At 67.6% G+C, this 19,288-nt stretch carries 16 protein-coding genes; 11 read left to right on the top strand and 5 right to left on the bottom strand.

What is annotated here, in order from left to right:
• Nucleotides 1-68: 68 nt before the first annotated feature.
• Complete coding sequence (ilvA, locus tag E7T10_RS14045) at nt 69-1,583, bottom strand: threonine ammonia-lyase, biosynthetic (RefSeq protein ID WP_137722283.1); 1,515 nt, start codon at nt 1,581-1,583, stop codon at nt 69-71.
• Nucleotides 1,584-1,773: 190 nt separating this feature from the next.
• On the opposite strand from ilvA, the gene nadA reads away from it, so the two are divergent.
• Genes nadA through nadC form a run of 4 tightly spaced genes read left to right on the top strand, consistent with a single transcriptional unit; the run spans nt 1,774 to nt 6,161 of the window.
• A complete protein-coding gene (gene nadA / locus E7T10_RS14040; protein WP_246846044.1) occupies nt 1,774-2,865 on the top strand; it encodes a quinolinate synthase NadA in 1,092 nt (363 codons plus the stop codon).
• A 58-nt stretch (nt 2,866-2,923) separates the two neighbouring features.
• Nucleotides 2,924-3,796 (top strand): metalloprotease, encoded by an 873-nt coding sequence (locus tag E7T10_RS14035; RefSeq protein WP_137722281.1) that lies wholly within the window; start codon nt 2,924-2,926, stop codon nt 3,794-3,796.
• The gene (locus E7T10_RS14030) at nt 3,793-5,307 is read left to right on the top strand and encodes an L-aspartate oxidase (protein ID WP_137722280.1); all 1,515 of its coding nucleotides are present in this window, start codon (nt 3,793-3,795) and stop codon (nt 5,305-5,307) included. Before E7T10_RS14035 ends, E7T10_RS14030 begins: the two co-directional genes overlap by 4 nt.
• Nucleotides 5,304-6,161, top strand: coding sequence for a carboxylating nicotinate-nucleotide diphosphorylase (gene nadC, locus E7T10_RS14025; RefSeq protein WP_137722279.1), 858 nt, complete (start codon nt 5,304-5,306; stop codon nt 6,159-6,161). The genes E7T10_RS14030 and nadC overlap by 4 nt, the downstream gene beginning before the upstream one ends.
• 21 nt (nt 6,162-6,182) lie before the next feature.
• Here the strand turns inward: nadC and E7T10_RS14020 are convergent, their stop codons facing one another.
• Nucleotides 6,183-7,244: a cell wall hydrolase gene (locus E7T10_RS14020; protein ID WP_210416115.1), complete on the bottom strand. Its 1,062-nt coding sequence runs from the start codon at nt 7,242-7,244 to the stop codon at nt 6,183-6,185.
• 511 nt (nt 7,245-7,755) lie between these two features.
• Here E7T10_RS14020 and E7T10_RS14015 point away from each other — a divergent pair.
• Together E7T10_RS14015 and E7T10_RS14010 are read left to right on the top strand one after the other, a co-directional pair.
• Nucleotides 7,756-7,941, top strand: coding sequence for a hypothetical protein (locus E7T10_RS14015; protein ID WP_137722277.1), 186 nt, complete (start codon nt 7,756-7,758; stop codon nt 7,939-7,941).
• A gap of 246 nt (nt 7,942-8,187) precedes the next feature.
• Nucleotides 8,188-8,544 (top strand): DUF6481 family protein, encoded by a 357-nt coding sequence (locus E7T10_RS14010; protein WP_017504725.1) that lies wholly within the window; start codon nt 8,188-8,190, stop codon nt 8,542-8,544.
• Between the two features lie 62 nt (nt 8,545-8,606).
• Here E7T10_RS14010 and E7T10_RS14005 read toward each other — a convergent pair whose 3' ends face one another.
• Entirely contained in the window at nt 8,607-11,846 is a 3,240-nt protein-coding gene (locus E7T10_RS14005; RefSeq protein WP_246846043.1) for a PAS domain S-box protein, read from the bottom strand.
• A 236-nt stretch (nt 11,847-12,082) separates the two neighbouring features.
• Here E7T10_RS14005 and E7T10_RS14000 point away from each other — a divergent pair, with 236 nt between their 5' ends.
• The 4 genes from E7T10_RS14000 (at nt 12,083) to E7T10_RS13985 (ending at nt 16,782) form a co-directional block, all read left to right on the top strand.
• The gene (locus tag E7T10_RS14000; RefSeq protein WP_137722275.1) at nt 12,083-13,264 is read left to right on the top strand and encodes a cell wall hydrolase; all 1,182 of its coding nucleotides are present in this window, start codon (nt 12,083-12,085) and stop codon (nt 13,262-13,264) included.
• Between the two features lie 79 nt (nt 13,265-13,343).
• On the top strand, nt 13,344-15,281 hold the full coding sequence (locus tag E7T10_RS13995; protein ID WP_246846042.1) for a PAS domain-containing protein: 1,938 nt from the start codon (nt 13,344-13,346) through the stop codon (nt 15,279-15,281).
• A 63-nt stretch (nt 15,282-15,344) separates the two neighbouring features.
• Complete coding sequence (locus E7T10_RS13990) at nt 15,345-15,752, top strand: response regulator (RefSeq protein WP_039244394.1); 408 nt, start codon at nt 15,345-15,347, stop codon at nt 15,750-15,752.
• 70 nt (nt 15,753-15,822) lie between these two features.
• On the top strand, nt 15,823-16,782 hold the full coding sequence (locus E7T10_RS13985) for an aldo/keto reductase (RefSeq protein ID WP_137722273.1): 960 nt from the start codon (nt 15,823-15,825) through the stop codon (nt 16,780-16,782).
• A gap of 16 nt (nt 16,783-16,798) precedes the next feature.
• Here E7T10_RS13985 and trxB read toward each other — a convergent pair whose 3' ends face one another.
• Nucleotides 16,799-17,806, bottom strand: coding sequence for a thioredoxin-disulfide reductase (gene trxB, locus E7T10_RS13980; protein ID WP_137722272.1), 1,008 nt, complete (start codon nt 17,804-17,806; stop codon nt 16,799-16,801).
• Between the two features lie 69 nt (nt 17,807-17,875).
• On the opposite strand from trxB, the gene E7T10_RS13975 reads away from it, so the two are divergent.
• Nucleotides 17,876-18,118: a hypothetical protein gene (locus E7T10_RS13975; protein WP_210416114.1), complete on the top strand. Its 243-nt coding sequence runs from the start codon at nt 17,876-17,878 to the stop codon at nt 18,116-18,118.
• Between the two features lie 172 nt (nt 18,119-18,290).
• Here E7T10_RS13975 and E7T10_RS13970 read toward each other — a convergent pair whose 3' ends face one another.
• The gene (locus E7T10_RS13970) at nt 18,291-19,286 is read right to left on the bottom strand and encodes a mitochondrial fission ELM1 family protein (RefSeq protein ID WP_137722270.1); all 996 of its coding nucleotides are present in this window, start codon (nt 19,284-19,286) and stop codon (nt 18,291-18,293) included.
• Nucleotides 19,287-19,288 lie beyond the last annotated feature (2 nt).

Here is a 19,288-nt window from a genome sequence, read left to right as displayed (position 1 = left end):
ACGGGCTCCGTAGGCCTGTCTCTATGCACCAGAGCCCGCAAACGCCCGGTTAAGGTCGCACTACGTAGTTACGCGCCGTCCAGAAACAGGCGGCACGCCGGATTGGCGGTTTCGTCGACGTAGGGGTAGCCCAGATCGGCCAGGGCGGCGGTTAGCTGTGCCTGCTCCTGGGGCGGAACGCTGATGCCCGCCAGCACCCGGCCGACGTCGTCGCCGTGGTTGCGATAGTGAAACAGCGTCAGGGCCCAGGCGGGTTGCAGGCTGTTTAGGAACCGCAGGAAGGCGCCGGGGCGTTCGGGGAACTGGAAGCGCAGGATACGCTCGTGGTGCAGGCCGACGGTGCGGCCGCCCACCATGTAGCGGACGTGCAGCTTGGCGGTCTCATTGTCGCTCATGTCCTCGACCGCATAGCCGCCGGAACGAAGCGCCGCGATCAGGTCGTCCCGCTCGGGCGGACCGTTTCGCAGGGCGACGCCGACGAAGATTTGCGCCTGCCCGTCGCCGGACCAGCGATAGTTGAACTCGGTGACTGAACGACCGTCCAGACTGTCCAGGAATCGACGGTAGTCGTCGCGGTCGTCCTTCATCGCCACGGCCAGCAGAGCCTCAGCGCCCTCTCCGATCTCGGCCCGTTCGGCGACATGACGCAGACGGTCGAAGTTCAGGTTGGCGCCGGAGTTGATGGCGATCAGACTGCCGGTTCCGGGATGAGCGGCGGCCCAGGCCTTCAGCCCCGCCAGCGCGACGGCTCCGGAGGGTTCGGCGACTGCGCGGCTATCGTCGAAGATGTCCTTGATCGCGGCGCAGATGGCGTCGGTGTCCACCAGCACGATCTCGTCCAGCAGATCCTTGCAGAGGCGGAAGGTCTCGGTCCCGGCTCGACGCACGGCGACGCCGTCGGCGAACAGGCCGACCTCGTTCAAGGTCACGACTTGCCCCGCGTCGATGGCGGACTTCATCGTCGGCGCATCCACCGGCTCGACTCCAACGATCCGGGTCTCGGGCCGCAGGAATTTGACGATGGTCGCGACCCCGGCGGCCAGGCCCCCGCCGCCGATGGGCACGAAGATGGCTTCGATCGGATCGGCGTGCTGACGGGCGATCTCGAGCCCCACCGTGCCCTGGCCCGCGATGACGTCGGGGTCATCAAAGGGGTGGATGAACGCCGCGCCGGTCCGGCCCTCCAGTTCACGGGCGTGGGCGTAGGCCTCGTCGAAGCTGTCGCCATGCAGAACCACCTCGCCGCCCAGGGCCCGCACAGCCGCCACCTTGATGCCGGGTGTGGTGGTGGGCATCACGATGGTCGCAAGCGTATTGCGGCGAGCGGCCGCTAGGGCCACCCCTTGCGCATGATTGCCGGCAGAGGCGCAGATGACGCCCTTGGACAACTCATCCTCAGACAGGCCAGCGATCTTGTTGTAGGCGCCACGGATTTTGAACGAGAAGACCGGCTGCAAGTCTTCCCGCTTTAGCAGAACGGGCCGCTTGAGCCGGGCCGACAGGCGGCGCAGCGGGTCGAGAGGCGTTTCGTCCGCCACATCATAGACGCGCGCGGTGAGGATGCGGCGGATGGTGTCCTGCATGGAAATGTCGTGGATAGGCGCTTAAAGGCAAAGAAGTAGGCTGCCATCTAGGCGATATCCGCACTGTTGGGAACGGTTTTTGCACATCGCAGTCGTCGGTGAGTTGCGGGAATAGGAATGAGTTTCCTCTTGCACAGCGCCCGCATCGGCCTACATTGCGCCTGCTTATGCTAAATGTGAGCATAAGGGTATGGAGATGATCATGGCTGACGGCGCCTTTGGTCTGACGAAAGAGTTGGAGCGGGAAACCGCCGGGGTGTGGGCCAAGGTCAAGGACCACGTCACGCCGCTGGAATGGCCCGCGCAGGCGCGGCTGATCAGCGAGATCAACCGGCTAAAGCGCGAACGCGACGCCGTGATCCTGGCCCACAACTATATGACGCCCGAGATCTTCCACGGGGTCGGAGACTATGTTGGCGACAGCCTGGGCCTGGCCAAGGAGGCCGCGCGGTCGGATGCGAAGGTGATCGTTCAGGCGGGCGTTCACTTCATGGCCGAGACGTCCAAGATCCTGTCGCCCGAGAAGACCGTGCTGATCCCCGACCTGCGCGCCGGGTGCTCGCTTGCCTCGTCGATCACCGGGGCGGACGTGCGGCTGATCAAGCAGCGCTATCCGGGCCTGCCGGTCGTGACCTATGTGAACACCACCGCCGATGTGAAGGCCGAGACCGACATCTGCTGCACCAGCGCCAACGCCGTTCAGGTGGTCGAATGGGCGGCCAGGGAATGGGGCGTGGACCGCGTCATCCTGATCCCGGACGAGTTCCTGGCGCGCAACGTCGCGGCCCAGACGACGGTGGGCGTCATCGCCTGGAAGGGCCGTTGCGAGGTGCATGAACGGTTCACGGTGGACGACATCGTCGAGATGCGCGCCGCCTATCCCGGCGCGGAAATCCTGGCCCACCCCGAATGTCCCGAAGACGTGCTGGCGGCGGCGGATTTCGCCGGATCGACGGCGGCGATGACCGACTATGTCGAGGCGCGACGGCCCAAACAGGTGGTGATGATCACCGAATGTTCGATGGCCTCGAACGTGGCCGGCGACGTGCCGGGCGTGCAGTTCATCGGCCCGTGCAACCTGTGCCCGCACATGAAGCGGATCACGCTGCAGAACATCCACGACTGCCTTCTGAACATGCAGTTCGAGGTGACGGTGCCGGCCGACATGATCGAACGTGGACGCCTGGCGGTGCAGCGAATGATCGACCTGCCGCCGCCCGCCGTTCCGGCGCGCTACGACCTGGTCAAGGCGCGCCACCACGTCGATGTGGAGCTGATCTGAGCGTGACGCGGCGATCGGTCCCGGCGACGGGGCGGGTCCTTGCGCCCATCTGGACGCCATGAGCAACACCGACACCACAGATCAGACGCCTGACCGTCCTCTGGGCCGCGCGCCCGGCCCCTGGGACGCCAAGCCCGAACCGACATCGGCGCGTGGAGCCGCGCCCGCGCCCTCGGCGGAAGTACCGGCCGAAAAGGACCAGAGCCTGGTCTGGGCGATGCTGTCCACGGCGCTGATGGGCGGCTTCCTGTGGTGGATCACGGGCAGCGCCATCGTGGCGGGCGCGGTGCTGATCGGCCTGTTCGTCCATGAGGCGGGCCACGCCCTGGCGATGAACAAGCTCGGCATGGGGCCCGCCCGCATCTACATCATCCCGTTCCTGGGCGGTCTGGCCAAGGCGCGGCGGGAGCCGAAGAGCGAGTGGGACGGGGTTCTGGTGTCGCTGGCCGGACCGGCCTTCGGCCTGCTGGCGATGATCCCGTTCGTCGGGGTCTGGATGGTTCTGGGGCAGGGCGAATGGCTGATGGGCGCCTTCTTCATCGCCATGCTCAATCTGGTGAACCTCGTGCCGGCCCCGCCTCTGGATGGATCCAAGGCTCTAGGGCCGGTGCTGACGCGTGTGCATCCGCGTCTGGAGCAGATCGTGCTGCTGGTCATCGGCGTGGCGGTGGTCTGGTGGGGCCTGACGACCGGGCGGTTCATCCTGGCCGCCTTCCTGGCTCTGTCGGTGTTCAGCCATTTGAAGCGCGGCGTCTGGCGTGCGGCGTGGGGCACGCTGAGCTGGTCCGAGGCGGGCAAGAGCCTGGCGCTCTATCTGCTGACCCTGGCGGTGTGCGCGGCGGCGGCCGTCGGCGCCCTGATGCCGATGACCGGGGGCGATCCGTCCGGCGCGGTGCAGTTGGGCCTCAACTATTTGGGCTTTGGACGATGAACCGAACGCGGCATGACGGACCTGTGATCGTCGGGGCGGGGCTGGCGGGGCTGTCGGCCGCGCTTGAGGCGGCCAAGGCTGGCGCGAAGGTGCTGGTCGTGACGCCCGAGCCCTTGCTGAACGCCTGTTCGTCCGCCTGGGCGCAGGGCGGGATGGCGGCGGCGCTGACGGCACAAGACTCGGCCGCATTGCACGCCAGGGATACCGAGGCGGCGGGCGCGGGTCTGGTCGAGCCGGTCGCGGCGCGCGCCCTGACCGACGCCGGGCGTGAGACGGTGGAGTGGCTGGCGGCCCTGGGCGCGCCGTTCGACCGGGATGCGGACGGCGGTTTCGTCGTCAGCCTGGAGGCGGCCCATTCCGTTGCTCGCGTGGCGCGGGTCGGCGGCGACGGCGCCGGCCGAGCCATCCTGTCGGCCGTCGTTGCAGCGGTGCGAGCCGAGACGTTGATCGAGATCTGGGAAGACGCGCGGCTGAAGGCGCTGTCGCAGGATGCCGACGGCCGAGTGGTCGGGGCGGTGGTCGTGCGCGGCGACCGCCTGGTCGAGATCACGGCGAAGGCGGTGGTGCTGGCCACTGGCGGGGCGGGCGGTCTGTTCGCGGCGACCACGACCCCGGCCGCGTTGAAGGGCGAGGGTATGGCCCTGGCCGCGCGCGCCGGCGCGGAAATCCTTGATCCGGAGTTCGTGCAGTTCCACCCCACCGCCATCGACGTGGGACTGGACCCCGCGCCGCTGGCGACAGAGGCTTTGCGGGGGGAGGGCGCGCGACTGATCGATGGTCAGGGACGCTTTCTATTGGGCCAGGCGGACGACGCCGATCTGAAACCGCGCGACGTGGTGGCGCGCGCGGTTCATGCGGCTCGCGTGGACGGTCGCGGGGCCTTTCTGGATGCACGCACAGCGATCGGGGACGAGTTTCCGCACGCGTTTCCCGCCGTCTTCGCCGCCTGTATGCGCGCCGGGCTGGACCCGCGCATCAGCCCGATCCCGGTGATGGCGGCCTGCCACTATCACATGGGCGGGATCGCCGCCGATGCCGACGGCCGCACGACGGTCGCGGGCCTTTATGCGGTCGGAGAGTGCGCGGCGACCGGCGTGCACGGCGCCAACCGGCTTGCGTCCAACTCCCTGCTGGAAGCGGCGGCCTTCGGTCGGCGCGCGGGCCGGTCGGCGGCCCAGGAAGTCGGCGGCGGCCGCCCCTTGGCGGCTGATATCTCGCCTGACCTGCCGGATGCGGCGATGGCCGAACTGCGGACCGCCATGACGGCGCATGCGGGCGTGGTGCGTGATGCGGAAGGGCTGTCGGGCTTGATCTCCCTGATTGACCGGCTGGAAAGCAACTACGGGCCTGCGGCCGTTCTGTTGGCGGCGAGGCTCATCGCCCGGGCGGCTCTGGACCGGCGTGAGAGCCGGGGCGGGCACTATCGCTCGGACTATCCGCAGACGGATGGGGCGGCGGTGCATACGCGGGTGCGGATCCCTCACCAGGCGGCGCTGGAGGCGGCGGAATGAGACGACTTCCTGAAGTGCTGGTCGAGCCCGTCGTGCGTCTGGCGCTGGCCGAGGATCTGGGTCGGGCCGGCGATGTGACCGCCATGGCCTGCATCCCAGAGGATGCGCGGATGAAGGCGGCTTTTGCGGCCAGGAAGCCTGGCGTGCTGGCGGGTATCGACTGCGTGCGCCTGGCCGTGCTGGCCATGGACCCCAAGGCCTCGGTCGATCTGCGGCTAAGCGATGGCGCTGCCTTTGAGACGGGCGCCGTGCTGGCGGTTGTCGAGGCCGACGCGCGCGCCTTCCTCTCGGCCGAGCGGACGGCGCTCAATCTGGTCGGACGGCTCAGCGGCGTTGCGACCTTGACTCGCACCTATGTCGAGGCCGTCGCCGGGACCAAGGCGCGGATCGCGGATACGCGCAAGACCACGCCGGGGCTGCGCGCGCTGGAGAAGCACGCCGTGGCCTGCGGTGGCGGGATCAACCACCGCTTCGGTCTGGATGACGCCATCCTGATCAAGGACAACCACGTCGCCGTCTGCGGCGGCGTCGTCGAGGCTGTGCGGCGGGCCAAGGCTTTCGCCCCGCATCTGATGAAGGTCGAGGTCGAGGTCGATGGGCTGGATCAGCTGGACGCCGTATTGGCCCTGATCGAGGAGGGCGCGGCGCCCGATGTCATCATGCTGGACAACTTCAGCCTCGACGACCTGCGCGCCGCCGTGGCGCGCGTCGCAGGGCGGATCGTGCTGGAGGCCTCGGGCGGGGTCGATCTGACGACGGTGCGCGGCATCGCCGAGACGGGCGTAGACGTCATCTCGGTCGGCGCCCTGACCCATTCGGCGCCCGTTCTTGATATCGGCCTGGATGCGCTCTGATCGCTTCCAGACCTCCGCCGATCAAGCGGGGCTGGAGGCCGTCTCGGCCACATCGGTTTTGGCCGAGGTCTCGTTCGCTCGCGCAGGGCGCGAAGCCGGCTGGGCCGCGGCGGCGCGCGTGGCGGCAGGCGAAGACGTCGTCGACTGGGCCGCCGGCGCGGGCAGGGCGCGACCTTCCTGCGCCAATACCATCGAATAGGCGACCGCCTGTCCGGCCTGACGCGCGGTTTCGACCGGGTTGAGGCCGGCCTGGATCAGGCGCGGCTGATCCGCCGGCGCCGCGCGACGGGCGGCGTAGGTGAAGGTCCCGCCGGTGCTCGAACGGCCGCCGAAGCGATAGAACAGGTGGCTGCCGACCTGGCTGACCTGCACCAGCGAAGAACGCCAGCCCGGAGTCACGGCGGTTGTGTGGAAATGGGTCGCATTGCCGACGCGCGAGAAGACCGACCCCGACATTGCGTTTGAGGCCACGGTCCTGGCGCGGTTCCAGGCGGCCGGGTTGACGCGGCCGCGCATCGCGCCCGAGCAGGTGAAGGAGAACTGGCAACCGGTGCTGCGCGCCGCACCCTGGAAGACGACGCCGCAGACGGTCTTGGGGAAGGCGGGGTGGCGAACGCGGTTCAGAACGACCTGGGCCACGGCCTTCATGCCGTCGGCGCCCTCGCCACGGGCCTCATAGTAGACGGCCTGGGTCAGGCAATCGAGATCGCGGCTGGCATCTAGGGCGTTGGCCACGCGGAAGGCGGGCGCGGCGGTCGGTGCGGTCAGGCTGGCGCGGCGAAGATGCGGATCGCCCGGCGCGCGGAGCTGTTCGAGACGGGCGGCCAGCAGTTCGGCCTGGCGATCGCGCTGGGCCGAGCCCGCGCTGGTGTAGGGATCGTGTCGACGCGCAATGGTCAGGGCGCTGGCGTCGAGGCCGCCGGCGGCGGCGGCAAGGGCTTCTTCCGTGAAACCGGCGGCGGTGGCGCCCTGAATCCGTTCGGCCTGGGCGCGCAGCGTCGTCGCGCGCGCCGTCGTGCCGCCCAGATAGGCGCATCCGATCGCCAGTCCCAACAGACCGCCAAAGGCTGCAGCAGCCGTCATGGGCTTGATCTTGGCCACACGATCGGCGCGCAAAATGGCGCGCGTCTGCGAGGAATGCGACAACGAGGTAGTCCTGTTCAGCAGGGCGAGAAACGCGGCCCCCGGGGTAGTCTTGCCGGCGAGGCGACCCATTGCGGTCGCGGTCCAGCCTGCAAATTCCGGCGCTCGGCTCACTGGCCCGGGCGTCGAGGACGGGCCTTTAGCCAGCCCTTTATGGCCTCAATGTGTTCGATTCGCAATCCGATGGTTAACGCGTCGGATTCGATAGGCATTTTTTAGTCTCGACGGCCTGTGTGGCTGCAAAACGGCGAGAGGCGGCAAATCGATCGTCTGAATACTGCATCCAACTACAGTTGGACTTGTTATTTATAGATATGTTGCAGCGCGACAAACTAAATGCGTTGATCAAATCTGTTTAAAATTATGGCGTGAGCCGTCGGTGCAACTAGAGCTCAAGCCAGGAACCGCTGTGCGGCATTCGCGTTCAAGCGTGGCCTTTGGAGAGAAGCCCATGACGAAAATCATCACCCTGACCGCAGCCGCTGCGACGGCGCTCGCCCTGTCCGCCTGCGGCGCGACCATCGAACAGAAGGCCGCCAGCGGCGCCATCGCCGGTGCGGTCGTCGGCGGACCCGTCGGCGCCGCCGTGGGCGGCGCGGCCGGAACGGCTGTCGGCCAGGCGCAAAAGCCGAACTAAGACCGCCTTGATCGACGCAAGCTCTTATCGCCGCACTTGCGATGCGGGCCGCGTCGCATATTTAAGTAGAGTGTTGCGGCCACGCCGCCGCGACGCTTCAAATGACGCATCAGGCCGATTTGCGGGCTGCGAACCTTGATTTTCGCGCGCGTATCGGCTTTGTGCGCCCCGCTTCGGGCCGTGCGTGGCGCAGCCTGACCCCCGACGACCGCCCTGGTCGCTCACAAGGAACCCTGACGCTTTCGCATGAAAGATCTGAAGACCGGATTCTCCGACCGCATTACCGCCCAGCAAGAGGCCAAAAAGGCCCTGCTCGCCAAATTCAAGCCCAAGGCCGCCGCGCCCGATCCCGAGTTCGACCGCCTGGCCGAAAAGCGCGCCGCCGAGAAGGAAGCCCTGCGGCAGCAGCACGAACTGGCCAAGGCCGAGCTGCGTCGCGAGAAGGCCGAAAAAGAAGCCGCGCGTCTGGCCGCCGAACTGGCCGCCCAGGAAGAGATCGACGCCGAGAAGCGCGCCGACCGCAAGGCGCGCAAGCAGTTGACCAAGGAAGAGCAGAAGGCCAAGCGCGACGCCCGTTACGCCGCCCGCAAGGCCCGCCGCTAACCCAGCTGCAGCTCCAGACAGATCGACGCGTCGCATCGCTGCGGCGCGTTTTTCTTTGGCCGTCAGAGCGCCGGAGCAGCGCTTAGGCGTTCCAGCAGGGCGCGCAACTGGTCCGACGAATAGGGTTTGCGCAGCAGCGGCCAGACCGTGTCGGCCAGCACCGCATCCACGTCTTCGCCGACGTAGCCCGAGGTCAGGGCGATCCGCAGGTCCGGCCAGCGCGCCGCCGCCTCGCGCGCCAAATCGATACCGCTCATGCCGCCGGGCATCACCACATCGGTCAGCATAAGATCGAAGTCGTGGGCCTGAAGGAACTTCAGCGCATCGTCGCCCGTCTCGGCCCAATCGACCTCCAATCCGAAGCCTTCCAGGATTTCGAGCGCGATGGCGGCGACGCCGGCGTCGTCCTCCACCAGCAACATCCGCCCGCCCTCGACCAAGGCGGCGCCATCGGCGGCGACCAGGCTCGACGTCACTGCGGCGTCTTCCGCCGACAGCGGCGGCAGGAAGATGCAGATCTCGGCCCCGCGGCCCGGCTCGGAGATGATCTGGACGCCGCCGCCCGACTGGCGCGCGAACCCATAGACTTGGCTCAACCCCAGGCCCGTCCCCTTGCCGACGCCCTTGGTGGTGAAGAAGGGTTCGAACACCCGGTCGCGGATGTCCGGCGACATGCCTTCGCCGTTGTCGGCGACGCTGACGCAGACGTAGTCGCCGGCCGACAGTTCGGCGATCTGTCCGGCCTCGACGGTGCAGGCCCGCGTCTGCACGGTTATGCGGGCCTGGCGACCTTTGGCCCCGGTCACATCACCCAGCGCGTCGCGCGCATTGACGATCAGGTTCAGCAGGGCGGCTTCGAACTGGGCCGGATCGACATTGGCGGGCGCGCCGCCGCGTTTCAGCTTGACCTTGAAGTCCACGGCCTCGCCGACGGCCCGACGCAGCAGCGGTTCGCTCTCGCGGATCAGGGCGTTGAGATCGATCGGCTCGGGCCGCAGCGCCTGACGACGCGAGAAGGCCAGCAACTGGTGCGTCAGGCTCTCGCCCCGACGCGCCGCCGCCAGCGCCGCCTCGCCCAGCTTCTTGCGCTTGGCCGCATCCTCGCTACGCAGGATGATGTCCAACGCCCCGATCACGACGGTCAGCAGGTTGTTGAAGTCGTGCGCGACCCCGCCGGTCAGCCGCCCGACCGCCTCCATCCGCTGGGCGTGGACCAGTTGCGCCTCGGCCTGGGCCTTTTCGATCAGGGCCTCGTCGACCCGTTCTTCCAGCAGTTCATTGATGCGTTTGAGGTCGTCTTCGGCCCGCTTGGCGTCGGTCACATCAAGGCAGGCGCCGACATAACCCTGGAATAGGCCCGAGGCGTCGAAGCGCGGTACGCCTTCGGTTCGCAGCCAGCGCGGGCCGAGCGTCGGGTGGTTGATCCGGGTCAGCGCCTCGAACCGATCCCGCGCCTCGAAGGCGCGCATGAAGGCGGCGGCGAACACGCCTTCGTCATCCGGGTGGATCAGACGTCGCCAGCTGTCTGGCAAATGCGCGTCCGCCTCGACGCCGAAGAAGGTGCGATAGCGCCTGTTGGCGAACACCATCTGGGCGGCGTCGTCGCTCATCCAGATCAGGGCGGGCGCGCTGTCGGCGACGGTGCGGAAGCGGTTCTCGGATTCCTCCAGTCGCGCCTGGGCCGTGCGCATGTCCGTCACGTCAAACGCCACGCCCACGAAGCCGACAACCTCCTGACCGGCCAGACGGGGGCGGGAGAAGGATTTCAGCCAGCGCCATTCGCCATCGTGACGGCGATACCGCGCCTCCATCGAAAAGGGCTCGCGCGTCGCCTCGCCGCTCAGCGATTCCGCCAGGATGCGCGCCTGATCCTCAGGATGCAGCACGTCGCGCCAATCCAGGTTGAGGACGGTCTGATAGTTCGAGCCATGGAAATCGACATAGGCGCGGTTGACGAAGGCGCGCGTGCGATCCTGTTTGGTGACCCAGATGAGCACGGGGGCGGTGTCGGCGATGGCGCGGAACCGCTGCTCGCTCTCACGGGTCTCGTTTTCCGCGCGGGCGCGCTCGACCTCGGCCCAAGTGCGCGCGGCGACTTCCTCGACAAGGCTGACCTCGGCCTCGGTCCAGTCGCGCGGGGTCGCGGAATGGACATAGAGAAATGCGCGCAAGCGTCCGGTGCGGATCAGCGGCGCGCGCACCAGGGCGCGGGTCTGGATGGCGTCGAAGGCGTCGGCGACCGCCGCCGTGCGAGGATCCTCGCGCACATCCGAAATCTGGATGGTGCGGCCTGCGTTCAGGTCCGCGATCAGACCCTCGCCAAAGGCGTTCAGGCTGAACTGACCCTGGGCGCTTTCGACGCCGGCGGTCCAGTCGCGGCTCATGGAGACGACGCCTGCCGCCTGATCGACCTCGCCATAGCCCACCCGGTCGACGTCCAGCAGCGCGCCGAGCGTGCTCTCCACATCGGCCATGATGTCTTCGGGATCGCTCAGGTCGCGCAGTCGGTCGCTGAGATCCAGTAGGAAGGCCTGACGTCGCCCTGCGCGCGCTGCGGCATCCAGCGCCTCACGGGTTTCGGTCACGTCGAACGAAATGCCGGCATAGCCGACGAAGACGCCTTGGCCGTCGAAGCGCGGACGCACGACGGCCCGCATCCAGCGCCAGACGCCGTCCTGTCCCTGAACGCGCGCCTCCATCTGGAACGGCTTGCGATCAGCGGCGCCGGCCTTCTCGGCCGCCTTTACAGTCTCCAGATCGTCGGGGTGAACGGCCGTCTTCCAGCCGCCTTCGCGCAACGCCTCGATGTTCAGCCCATGCAGGGTGAAAACGGCGGCGTTGACGAACTCGAACTCGCCCTTGGCGTCCAGCAGCCAGATCGGGGAGGGGGCGGTATCGGCCAGTTCGCGGAACCGGGTCTCGCTTTCACTCAGCCGCAACAGGGCCTTGCGCAGCGACGCCCCCACCGCGGCGATGAACAGGCTGACGAGAACGAAGTTCCAGGTCGCCGCACCGCCGATGGCGTCAAGCACGCCATCCCGGCCGGTGGCCGTCAGCGCGACAATCGCCCAGCCGCCGCCGGTGCACACCAAAAGCGCCGCCAGGGCGCCGGACCAGCCGGCCGCGAGCGCGGCCAGGGTCACCGCCGGCAGCAGGATGGTGAAGCCGGTGACCTCGCCGTACAGCGGCGCCGCCGCCGCCCGGATCACCAGCCCGGCAAGCGCGATCCCGGCTCCGATCAAAAGACGACGCGACGCAGAGGTCGCGGGTAAGCGCGCCAGGCCGACCAGCCAGCGATCCATGCCTGCGATCCGCCCTTTCGATCCGCCTGCGCTCATATCGTCGGTTCGCCCCACCAGCGACGCGTTTGCGCCGCTGGAACATAGCTTTACACCTTGCGTTTGGGGCGACCACCCCTGACGCGCAAAGGGGTGCGATAACGGCGGTCGTCGTGGCGCCGGAAAATGGCCTATAAGTCGGACTAGACGCGCGATCTCAGCGAAAGGCCGGTGCGCCGATCGCGGCTGTTGGACCCTGAATGACCCGGTTGCCCTGGAAAACGATGTGGAAGGCGCTGCGGCGTTCGGCGGCGGCCTTGCCCGCGGCTGGCGCGGTGCTGGGCGTCGCCATGGCGGCGGGGTCCAGCGTGCGGCCCGACATGGATCGGACCGCTGAGGCGGTCTCGCGCATCACCGGCGGCGATCTCGGCGCGGGCGGTTTGGCGGCGATCAAGGAGCGTCTGACCCCGTCGCAGCTGGCCGTCGCCATGCGGCATGATCCCAACCTTCTGCAGCCTGCGCTCTACGGACTGACGCCGGGTTGGGAGAGCCTGACGCTGGCTGGCAAGCCGGGACTGGAACCGGGCAAGAGCGGCCTTGAGGCCCAGCGGCTGAATGCCGCCATGGCGCCGGCGTCCGGCGCGCTGCGTCCCGCCTTGCCGTTCGTGTTCAAGGGCAGCGCCGAGGATCGCAGGCGGGCTTTGCGCTGCCTGACCCAGGCGGTTTATTACGAAGCGGCGCTGGAGCCGGACAACGGCCAGGCGGGCGTGGCGCAGGTGGTCCTGAACCGCGTGCGCGATCCGAACTACGCCAACACCGTCTGCGGGGTGGTGTTCGAAGGCGCCGAACGCGTCACGGGCTGTCAGTTCAGCTTCACCTGCGACGGCTCGCTGGGCCAAGCGCCCGTCGGCTGGGCGTGGGAGCGGGCGCGCAAGGTGGCGGAGCGCGCGCTGAACGGCGCCGTGGCTCAGGACGTCGGCACGGCCACCCACTATCACGCGGACTATGTGCATCCCTGGTGGGCGCCGACGGTGGCCAAGGTGACGCAGATCGGCGCGCACATCTTCTATCGTTGGAAAGGCGTCTATGGCGAAACGGCCGCCTTCCGCAAAACCTACACTGGGCGTGAGCCGGCGATCGACGAGGCGCGCTTCTCGCGTCCCCGCATGACGATCGCGGCCGGCTCCGCAACCGGCGGCGCCGATCCCGATGCGCCGGTGAAGGACGTGCCGTTGAAGACGGTCGAGATCGATGGCCAGCAGCGGGTCGTCGGCGTGGTCAGCCTGGGCGGTCGCCGCCTGCCGACGCGTGACGAAGTCGCCGCCATCAACGCGCGCCTGAATGCCCTGGACCGGCCCGCTGCCGCCGAAAAGCCGTCCGCTCCGGCGCCGGCTGGCGTCACGACAATGGATGTGGAGGAAGTCGGTCGCCCCGCGAACTGACATCCAGCATTGCAACGCTTCGCCACTCCGAGCATTGATGTCGATGGCCGGGCCTGACCGGCTCTGCGAGGACGCCTGCTTGACCCACCCCGAAGTCGATTGTCCGAGGTGGGACGAAGCCGACCGTCTGAAGGCCCTGACGAGCTACGGCGTGCTGGACACGACGCCTGAAGGGTCGTTCGATGATCTGGCGTCGCTCGCCGCGCGCATTTGCGAAGCGCCGATGGCCGCCGTCAGTCTGGTCGATTCCCAGCGTCAATGGTTCAAGTCCGAGGTCGGTCTGGGCGTGCGCGAAACGCCGCGCCCGCTGTCGTTCTGCGCCCATGCCATGCTGCGCGACGACGTCATGGTCATCCCCGACGCGATGCAGGATGAGCGCTTCATCGACAATGACCTGGTGACGGGCGCGCCGCACATCCGCTTCTATGCCGGCTATCCGTTGAGGACGCCCGACGGCGTGCCGCTGGGCGCCCTGTGCGTTCTGGATGACAAGCCGCGCCCGCAAGGTTTGACCGAGCTCCAGTTGATGGCGCTCAAGACTTTGGCGCATCAGGTGATGACGCAACTGGAGCTGCGTCGCGCCCTGTTGGACCGGGACCTCAGCGACCGCACGGCGCGGTTGGCGATGGAGGCCTCGGCCTATGTGGGGGCCTGGGACTGGGACATTCCCGAGAATCGCGTGATCGCCGACGAACGCTTTGCGCGGATGTATGGCGTGGATCCCGAAGCGGCGCGCGAGGGCGCGGCCATCGAGGTTTTCACAAGCAACGTCCATCGCGACGACGCCCAGCGCGTCGCCGACGAGATCGACCGAGCCATGACGGGCGACGGCGCCTTCGTCAGCGAATATCGTCTGGGCCAGGGCGATGACGTGCGTTGGGTTCTGGCGCGCGGTCAGGTCTATTTCGACGCGGAGGGCAAGCCGATCCGCTTCCCCGGCGTCGCGGTGGACATCACCGAACGCAAGACCATCGAGACGGACCTCGCCGAAACCGCCGTGGCCCTGAGCGAAAGCGAGAGCCGGTTCCGGGTCTTGGCTGACGCCATGCCGCAGATGGTGTGGTCCACTCTGCCGGACGGTTTCCACGACTACTACAATGCGCGCTGGTACGAGTTCACGGGCGTGCCTCTGGGATCGACGGACGGCGAGGGCTGGAACGACATGTTCCATGCCGACGACCGCGAGCGGGCGTGGGCGGTGTGGCGCAACTCGCTGGAAACCGGCGAGCCCTATGAGATCGAATACCGGCTGAAGCATCACAGCGGCGTCTATCGCTGGACCCTGGGCCGCGCGGTGGCGATCCGCGACGAGGCGGGTGAGATCACCCGCTGGTTCGGCACCCTGACCGATATCGACGAGTTGAAGCGGCTGGAGCAGGGCCGCGAGCTGGTCAGCCAGGAGTTGAGCCACCGGATCAAGAATATCTTCGCCGTGGTGACCGCCCTGATCGCCCTTTCGGCGCGCCAGTATCCGGAGGCGAAGGCGTTTGCGGCCTCGCTGCGCACACGCATCGCCGCCTTGGCCCGTGCGCATGAGTTCGTGCGGCCGCATACGGAGACGTCCAAGACCACGATCGGTGCGACGACGCTGCATTCCTTCCTGTCCGACCTGTTTAAGGCCTATGCGGACGAGACGGGCGGCGCGCGCGTCGTCATCCGGGGCGAGGACGCCGTCTTCGACGACCAGGCGGCGACTTCCGTGGCTCTGCTGTTCCATGAGCTGGCGACCAACGCAGCCAAATACGGCGCCCTGTCCGAACGCGGAGGCGTCGTGACGCTCGACACAGAACGACAGGAGGATCGCTTCGTCCTGACCTGGTCGGAAACGGGCGGTCCGGTCATCCAGGGCATGCCGCAGCGCACCGGCTTCGGCTCCTCCCTGGCCAGTCTGTCGGTCGAGGGACAGCTGGGCGGTCGGCTTTCGCGCGAGTGGCGACCCGAGGGCCTTCAGGTCATCGTGGATCTGCCGGCGACGGCCTTGTCCAGGCGACGCGCGGCAGGCGGATATTCAAATTAGTCCTCTATTGAAACCTATCCCTCACACTGACGTTATGTACGTTCCCGAACTCCCGATCGAGCCATGACTGCGCGTATCCTCATCATCGAAGACGAAGCTCTCGTTGCGATGGAGCTCAGGTTCGTCCTGGAGGATCTCGGTCACGAGGTTCTGGGCGTCGCCGCGACCGCACAGGCCGCGCGCGATCTGGTGCGCGAGAACGACGTCGATCTGGCGCTGGTCGACATCCACCTTTCCGATGGTCCGACAGGGATCAATCTGGGTCGCGAACTGGGCCAGGACATGGGCGTTTCCGTCCTATTCATGACGGCCAATCCCGGCATGGTGCGCGAGGGCGTGGCCGGCACCATCGGCGTGCTGTCCAAGCCGACCGACGAACATGCGGTGCAGACGGCCGTGGATTACGCGCTGCGTCGGCGTCAGGGCCAACCGGTCGATTACGCGCCTCCGGGTCTTCAACTCTTCGGCTGACCTCCGCAGAGGCGGTTGCGGTCGCAGCGATGCGGCATATGTCGAGGGCTCCCCCAGAGGAAACCTCTCCATGACGACCCTTCCCAAACACAAGCTCGGCTCCAGCGGCCTGGACATCGCCCCCCTGGTGTTCGGCGGCAACGTCTTCGGCTGGACGGCGGACGAGGCGACGTCATTCGCTCTGCTGGACGCCTTTGTCGAGGCCGGCTTTGACGCCATCGACACCGCCGACGCCTATTCGCGCTGGGTTCCGGGCCACTCCGGCGGGGAAAGCGAGACGATCATCGGCAAGTGGCTGAAGGCGCGCGGCCGGCGCGACGACGTGAAGATCCTGACCAAGGTCGGATCGGACATGGGGCAGGGCCACAACGACCTGTCGCCCGGCTGGATCGAGACGGCGGTCGAGGCGTCCCTGCGCCGGCTCCAGACCGACTACATCGACCTGTATCAAACGCACTGGCCCGATCCGAAGACGCCGCAGGAGGAGACGCTGCGCGCGCTGGACAAGCTGGTGCAGGCCGGCAAGGTGCGCGCCATCGGCACGTCCAACCATTCGGCCGAGCAGGTGTCCGAGGCTTTGGACATTTCGCAGCGCGAGGATCTGGCCGCCTATGCGACGATCCAGCCGCACTACAACCTCTACAGCCGCGACACCTTCGAGGGCGGGTTGCAGGATCTGGCCGTCGAGAAGGGCCTGGGCATCATCACCTATTTCAGCCTGGAGAGCGGCTTCCTGACCGGCAAATACAAGACCGTCGATCAGATCGCCGGGACCAAGCGCGAGGGCATGCTGAAGGACAAGTTCGACGAGCGTGGCGTGCGTATTCTGGCGGTCCTGGACGCCGTGGCGCAGAAGAACGAGGCCACCTCCGCCCAGGTCGCCTTGGCCTGGCTGCTGGCCCAGCCGGGCGTCTCCGCCCCGATCGTCAGCGCCACCTCGACCGAACAACTGGCCGACACGCTGAAGGCGGCGACGCTTAAGCTGTCAGATGAGGATCTGGCGGAACTGACGGAGGCCTCGGCCTACTGATCGCGCAGGATCGGGGTCACCAGACCCCGATCTTCTCCGCCTCGGCGTGGCTGATGGGGTGGTGGGCCTTGGCGTGATCTTCCTCGGCGAGGAAGCGGCTGACTTCCAGTGCGGCCATACAGCCCATGCCGGCGGCGGTCACCGCCTGGCGATAGACGTCGTCCGTCACGTCGCCGGCGGCCCAGACGCCCTCGATCTCGGTCGAGGCCGTGCCGGGCTTCACCCGCAGATAGCCGCCGGCGTTCGTTTCAAGCTGGCCCTTGAACAGTTCCGACGACGGGGCGTGACCGATGGCGATGAAGACGCCGTCGGCGGGGATTTTCCGGGTCGAGCCGTCCTGGACGTTCTTGAGCCGAACGCCGGTGACGTTCTTGGCCATGCCGTCCACAACGCCTACGATCTCCTCGATCGCCGAGTTCCAGATCACCTCCACCTTGGGGTGGGCGAACAGCCGGTCCTGCAGGATCTTCTCGGCGCGGAACTCGTCGCGGCGGTGAACGACCGTGACCTTGGAGGCGAAGTTGGTCAGGAACAGCGCCTCTTCGACGGCGGTGTTGCCGCCGCCGACGACCACGACCTCCTTGCCGCGATAGAAGAAGCCGTCGCAGGTCGCGCAGGCCGAGACGCCGAAGCCCTGATAGGCGGCCTCGCTCTCAAGCCCCAGCCATTTGGCCTGGGCGCCGGTGGAGATAATGACGGTTTCGGCCAGCAACTCCTCGCCGCTGTCCAGCTTCAGGCGGAACGGGCGTTGCGACAGGTCGGCGGAGACCACGATGTCGTGGATGACCTCGGTCCCGACATGCAGGGCCTGGGCCTGCATCTGCTCCATCAGCCACGGGCCCTGGATGGTGTCGGCGAAGCCGGGATAGTTTTCGACGTCAGTGGTGATGGTCAGCTGGCCGCCCGGCTGGATGCCGGCGATGACGACGGGGTTCAGCGAGGCGCGGGCGGCGTAGATGGCGGCGGTCCAGCCGGCGGGACCGGAACCGATGATGGCGACGCGAACGGTACGAGCTTGGGTCATGGCCCCTATTTAGGCGGTGATTCCCGTTTGCGCGATGCTAGTCTCGCCCGACATGAAGGGGAGATGGGGATGACGAACAAGAACGCGGCCTTCCTGCCGATCGGGATCGGTCTGGGCCTGTCGATCGGCGTGGCGCTGGGCGTGGCGTTGGACAACGTTGGCCTGGGTCTCGCTCTGGGCACGGCCATCGGATCAGGGTTCGGCGTGGCTCTGATGGGGGCGGCGAACATGAAGGCCAAAAAGGGCGGCGGATCAGACGGCGGCGCCGTCATGCCGTCATCAGATACGTCCCAGCCCAGCGGCTCTGACTGAAGCGGGGACAGCGGCTGTGACGGCGGCGGCGGGGGTGGCGGCGACTGAAAAGGCCACTCCAGAATTTTTTAGTGCACTTTCGTGCAGATTTTTGCGAACCGCTCTTAGGAAGCCTCTTTATGACGGTCGTCACCATGGGGCGTGACGGCGTCAGGAACGGACGTGGGTTTCGCTATCGGGTCCGCATCGCTTCCAGAACGGCGCGCGCGGCGCGGTCGGTCTCGGCCAGCGGCTCGTAGGTCCAGCCGTCCAGCGCGCCGTCGAACGGACGGGTGGCGCCGCGCGATTGCAGGTCGTCGTGCAGGCGGGCGAACTTGTCGCCGGCCTTCAGCGGGATCATCGGCAGGACATGGACCGGCTTGCCGGTGGAGGCGGCCTCGGCCGCCATATTGGCGCTGTCCTCGGTGACCAGGATGTGGTCGGCGAAATGCAGGAAGCCGAACAGGGGATTTTCGCCTGTCCCATCCCAAATCCAGCCCGGCAGGTCCGAAAGGCGCGCGGTAATGACGGCCTTGGCCGCATCGGGCGTCCGGCGTGAGAAGGTCAGCATCAGTGCGCCGCCGGATGCTCGCACGGCCTCCGCGATCTGGTCGGCCAGGTCGGCCGCATGGGCGGGGGGCAGGTCGAAGGCCTTGGACTTGCCGCCGATCAGCACCGCGATGCGGGGATGGGGCAGGGGGGCGATCCGGTCGGCGAAGGCGGGTGCGGCCTGGGCGATGCGCTGGGGCGTGATGCGGTGCGGCGAGCCGGTGATTTCAAAGACATTGTCGCCCGACAGACCGTCATGGGCGGGGGCGACGATCAGGTCGTAGCGGTCGTTGGCCCAGCGGGGATCCTGGGTCTGAACGACGAAGGTCTTGCCGCCGCTCCAGGCCTTGATGCGGGTCGACAGCGGCAGGGTCGCGCGACCCGTGGCGATCCAAAAATCAGGCCAGGGGGCGGTCAGCGGCGCGGACTCCAACATCGCCGGGGTCTTCAACGCCGACGGCAGGCGGTCGAAGATCGGCCGCCAGCGGATATGTTTGATCGTGATTTCGGCCGGGGTCAGGCGCTGAACGGCCTCGGCGAGACCCAGCGCCTGATTCTCGATGCCGGCGCGGCCGTCGGAGACGACCCAGATGGCCAAGGGATCGGGAGAGAGGGGGCGCGCGGACGCTGCCCCCGCCATCA

This window comes from Brevundimonas sp. SGAir0440, assembly GCF_005484585.1.
Classification (GTDB): domain Bacteria; phylum Pseudomonadota; class Alphaproteobacteria; order Caulobacterales; family Caulobacteraceae; genus Brevundimonas.
This window is presented reverse-complemented; position numbering and strand designations above follow the sequence as displayed.

Excerpts from the sequence above, each read along its gene's own strand:
- E7T10_RS14005 (WP_246846043.1), bottom strand. The coding sequence starts at position 11,846 with ATGGATCGCTGGCTGGTCGGCCTGGCGCGCTTACCCGCGACCTCTGCG.
- E7T10_RS14000 (WP_137722275.1), top strand. The coding sequence starts at position 12,083 with ATGACCCGGTTGCCCTGGAAAACGATGTGGAAGGCGCTGCGGCGTTCG.
- nadA (WP_246846044.1), top strand. The coding sequence starts at position 1,774 with ATGGAGATGATCATGGCTGACGGCGCCTTTGGTCTGACGAAAGAGTTG.
- E7T10_RS13990 (WP_039244394.1), top strand. The coding sequence starts at position 15,345 with ATGACTGCGCGTATCCTCATCATCGAAGACGAAGCTCTCGTTGCGATG.
- E7T10_RS14035 (WP_137722281.1), top strand. The coding sequence starts at position 2,924 with ATGAGCAACACCGACACCACAGATCAGACGCCTGACCGTCCTCTGGGC.
- E7T10_RS14020 (WP_210416115.1), bottom strand. The coding sequence starts at position 7,244 with ATGACGGCTGCTGCAGCCTTTGGCGGTCTGTTGGGACTGGCGATCGGA.
- E7T10_RS13985 (WP_137722273.1), top strand. The coding sequence starts at position 15,823 with ATGACGACCCTTCCCAAACACAAGCTCGGCTCCAGCGGCCTGGACATC.
- E7T10_RS14030 (WP_137722280.1), top strand. The coding sequence starts at position 3,793 with ATGAACCGAACGCGGCATGACGGACCTGTGATCGTCGGGGCGGGGCTG.
- E7T10_RS14015 (WP_137722277.1), top strand. The coding sequence starts at position 7,756 with ATGACGAAAATCATCACCCTGACCGCAGCCGCTGCGACGGCGCTCGCC.
- E7T10_RS14010 (WP_017504725.1), top strand. The coding sequence starts at position 8,188 with ATGAAAGATCTGAAGACCGGATTCTCCGACCGCATTACCGCCCAGCAA.
- nadC (WP_137722279.1), top strand. The coding sequence starts at position 5,304 with ATGAGACGACTTCCTGAAGTGCTGGTCGAGCCCGTCGTGCGTCTGGCG.
- E7T10_RS13975 (WP_210416114.1), top strand. The coding sequence starts at position 17,876 with ATGACGAACAAGAACGCGGCCTTCCTGCCGATCGGGATCGGTCTGGGC.
- ilvA (WP_137722283.1), bottom strand. The coding sequence starts at position 1,583 with ATGCAGGACACCATCCGCCGCATCCTCACCGCGCGCGTCTATGATGTG.
- E7T10_RS13970 (WP_137722270.1), bottom strand. The coding sequence starts at position 19,286 with ATGGCGGGGGCAGCGTCCGCGCGCCCCCTCTCTCCCGATCCCTTGGCC.
- trxB (WP_137722272.1), bottom strand. The coding sequence starts at position 17,806 with ATGACCCAAGCTCGTACCGTTCGCGTCGCCATCATCGGTTCCGGTCCC.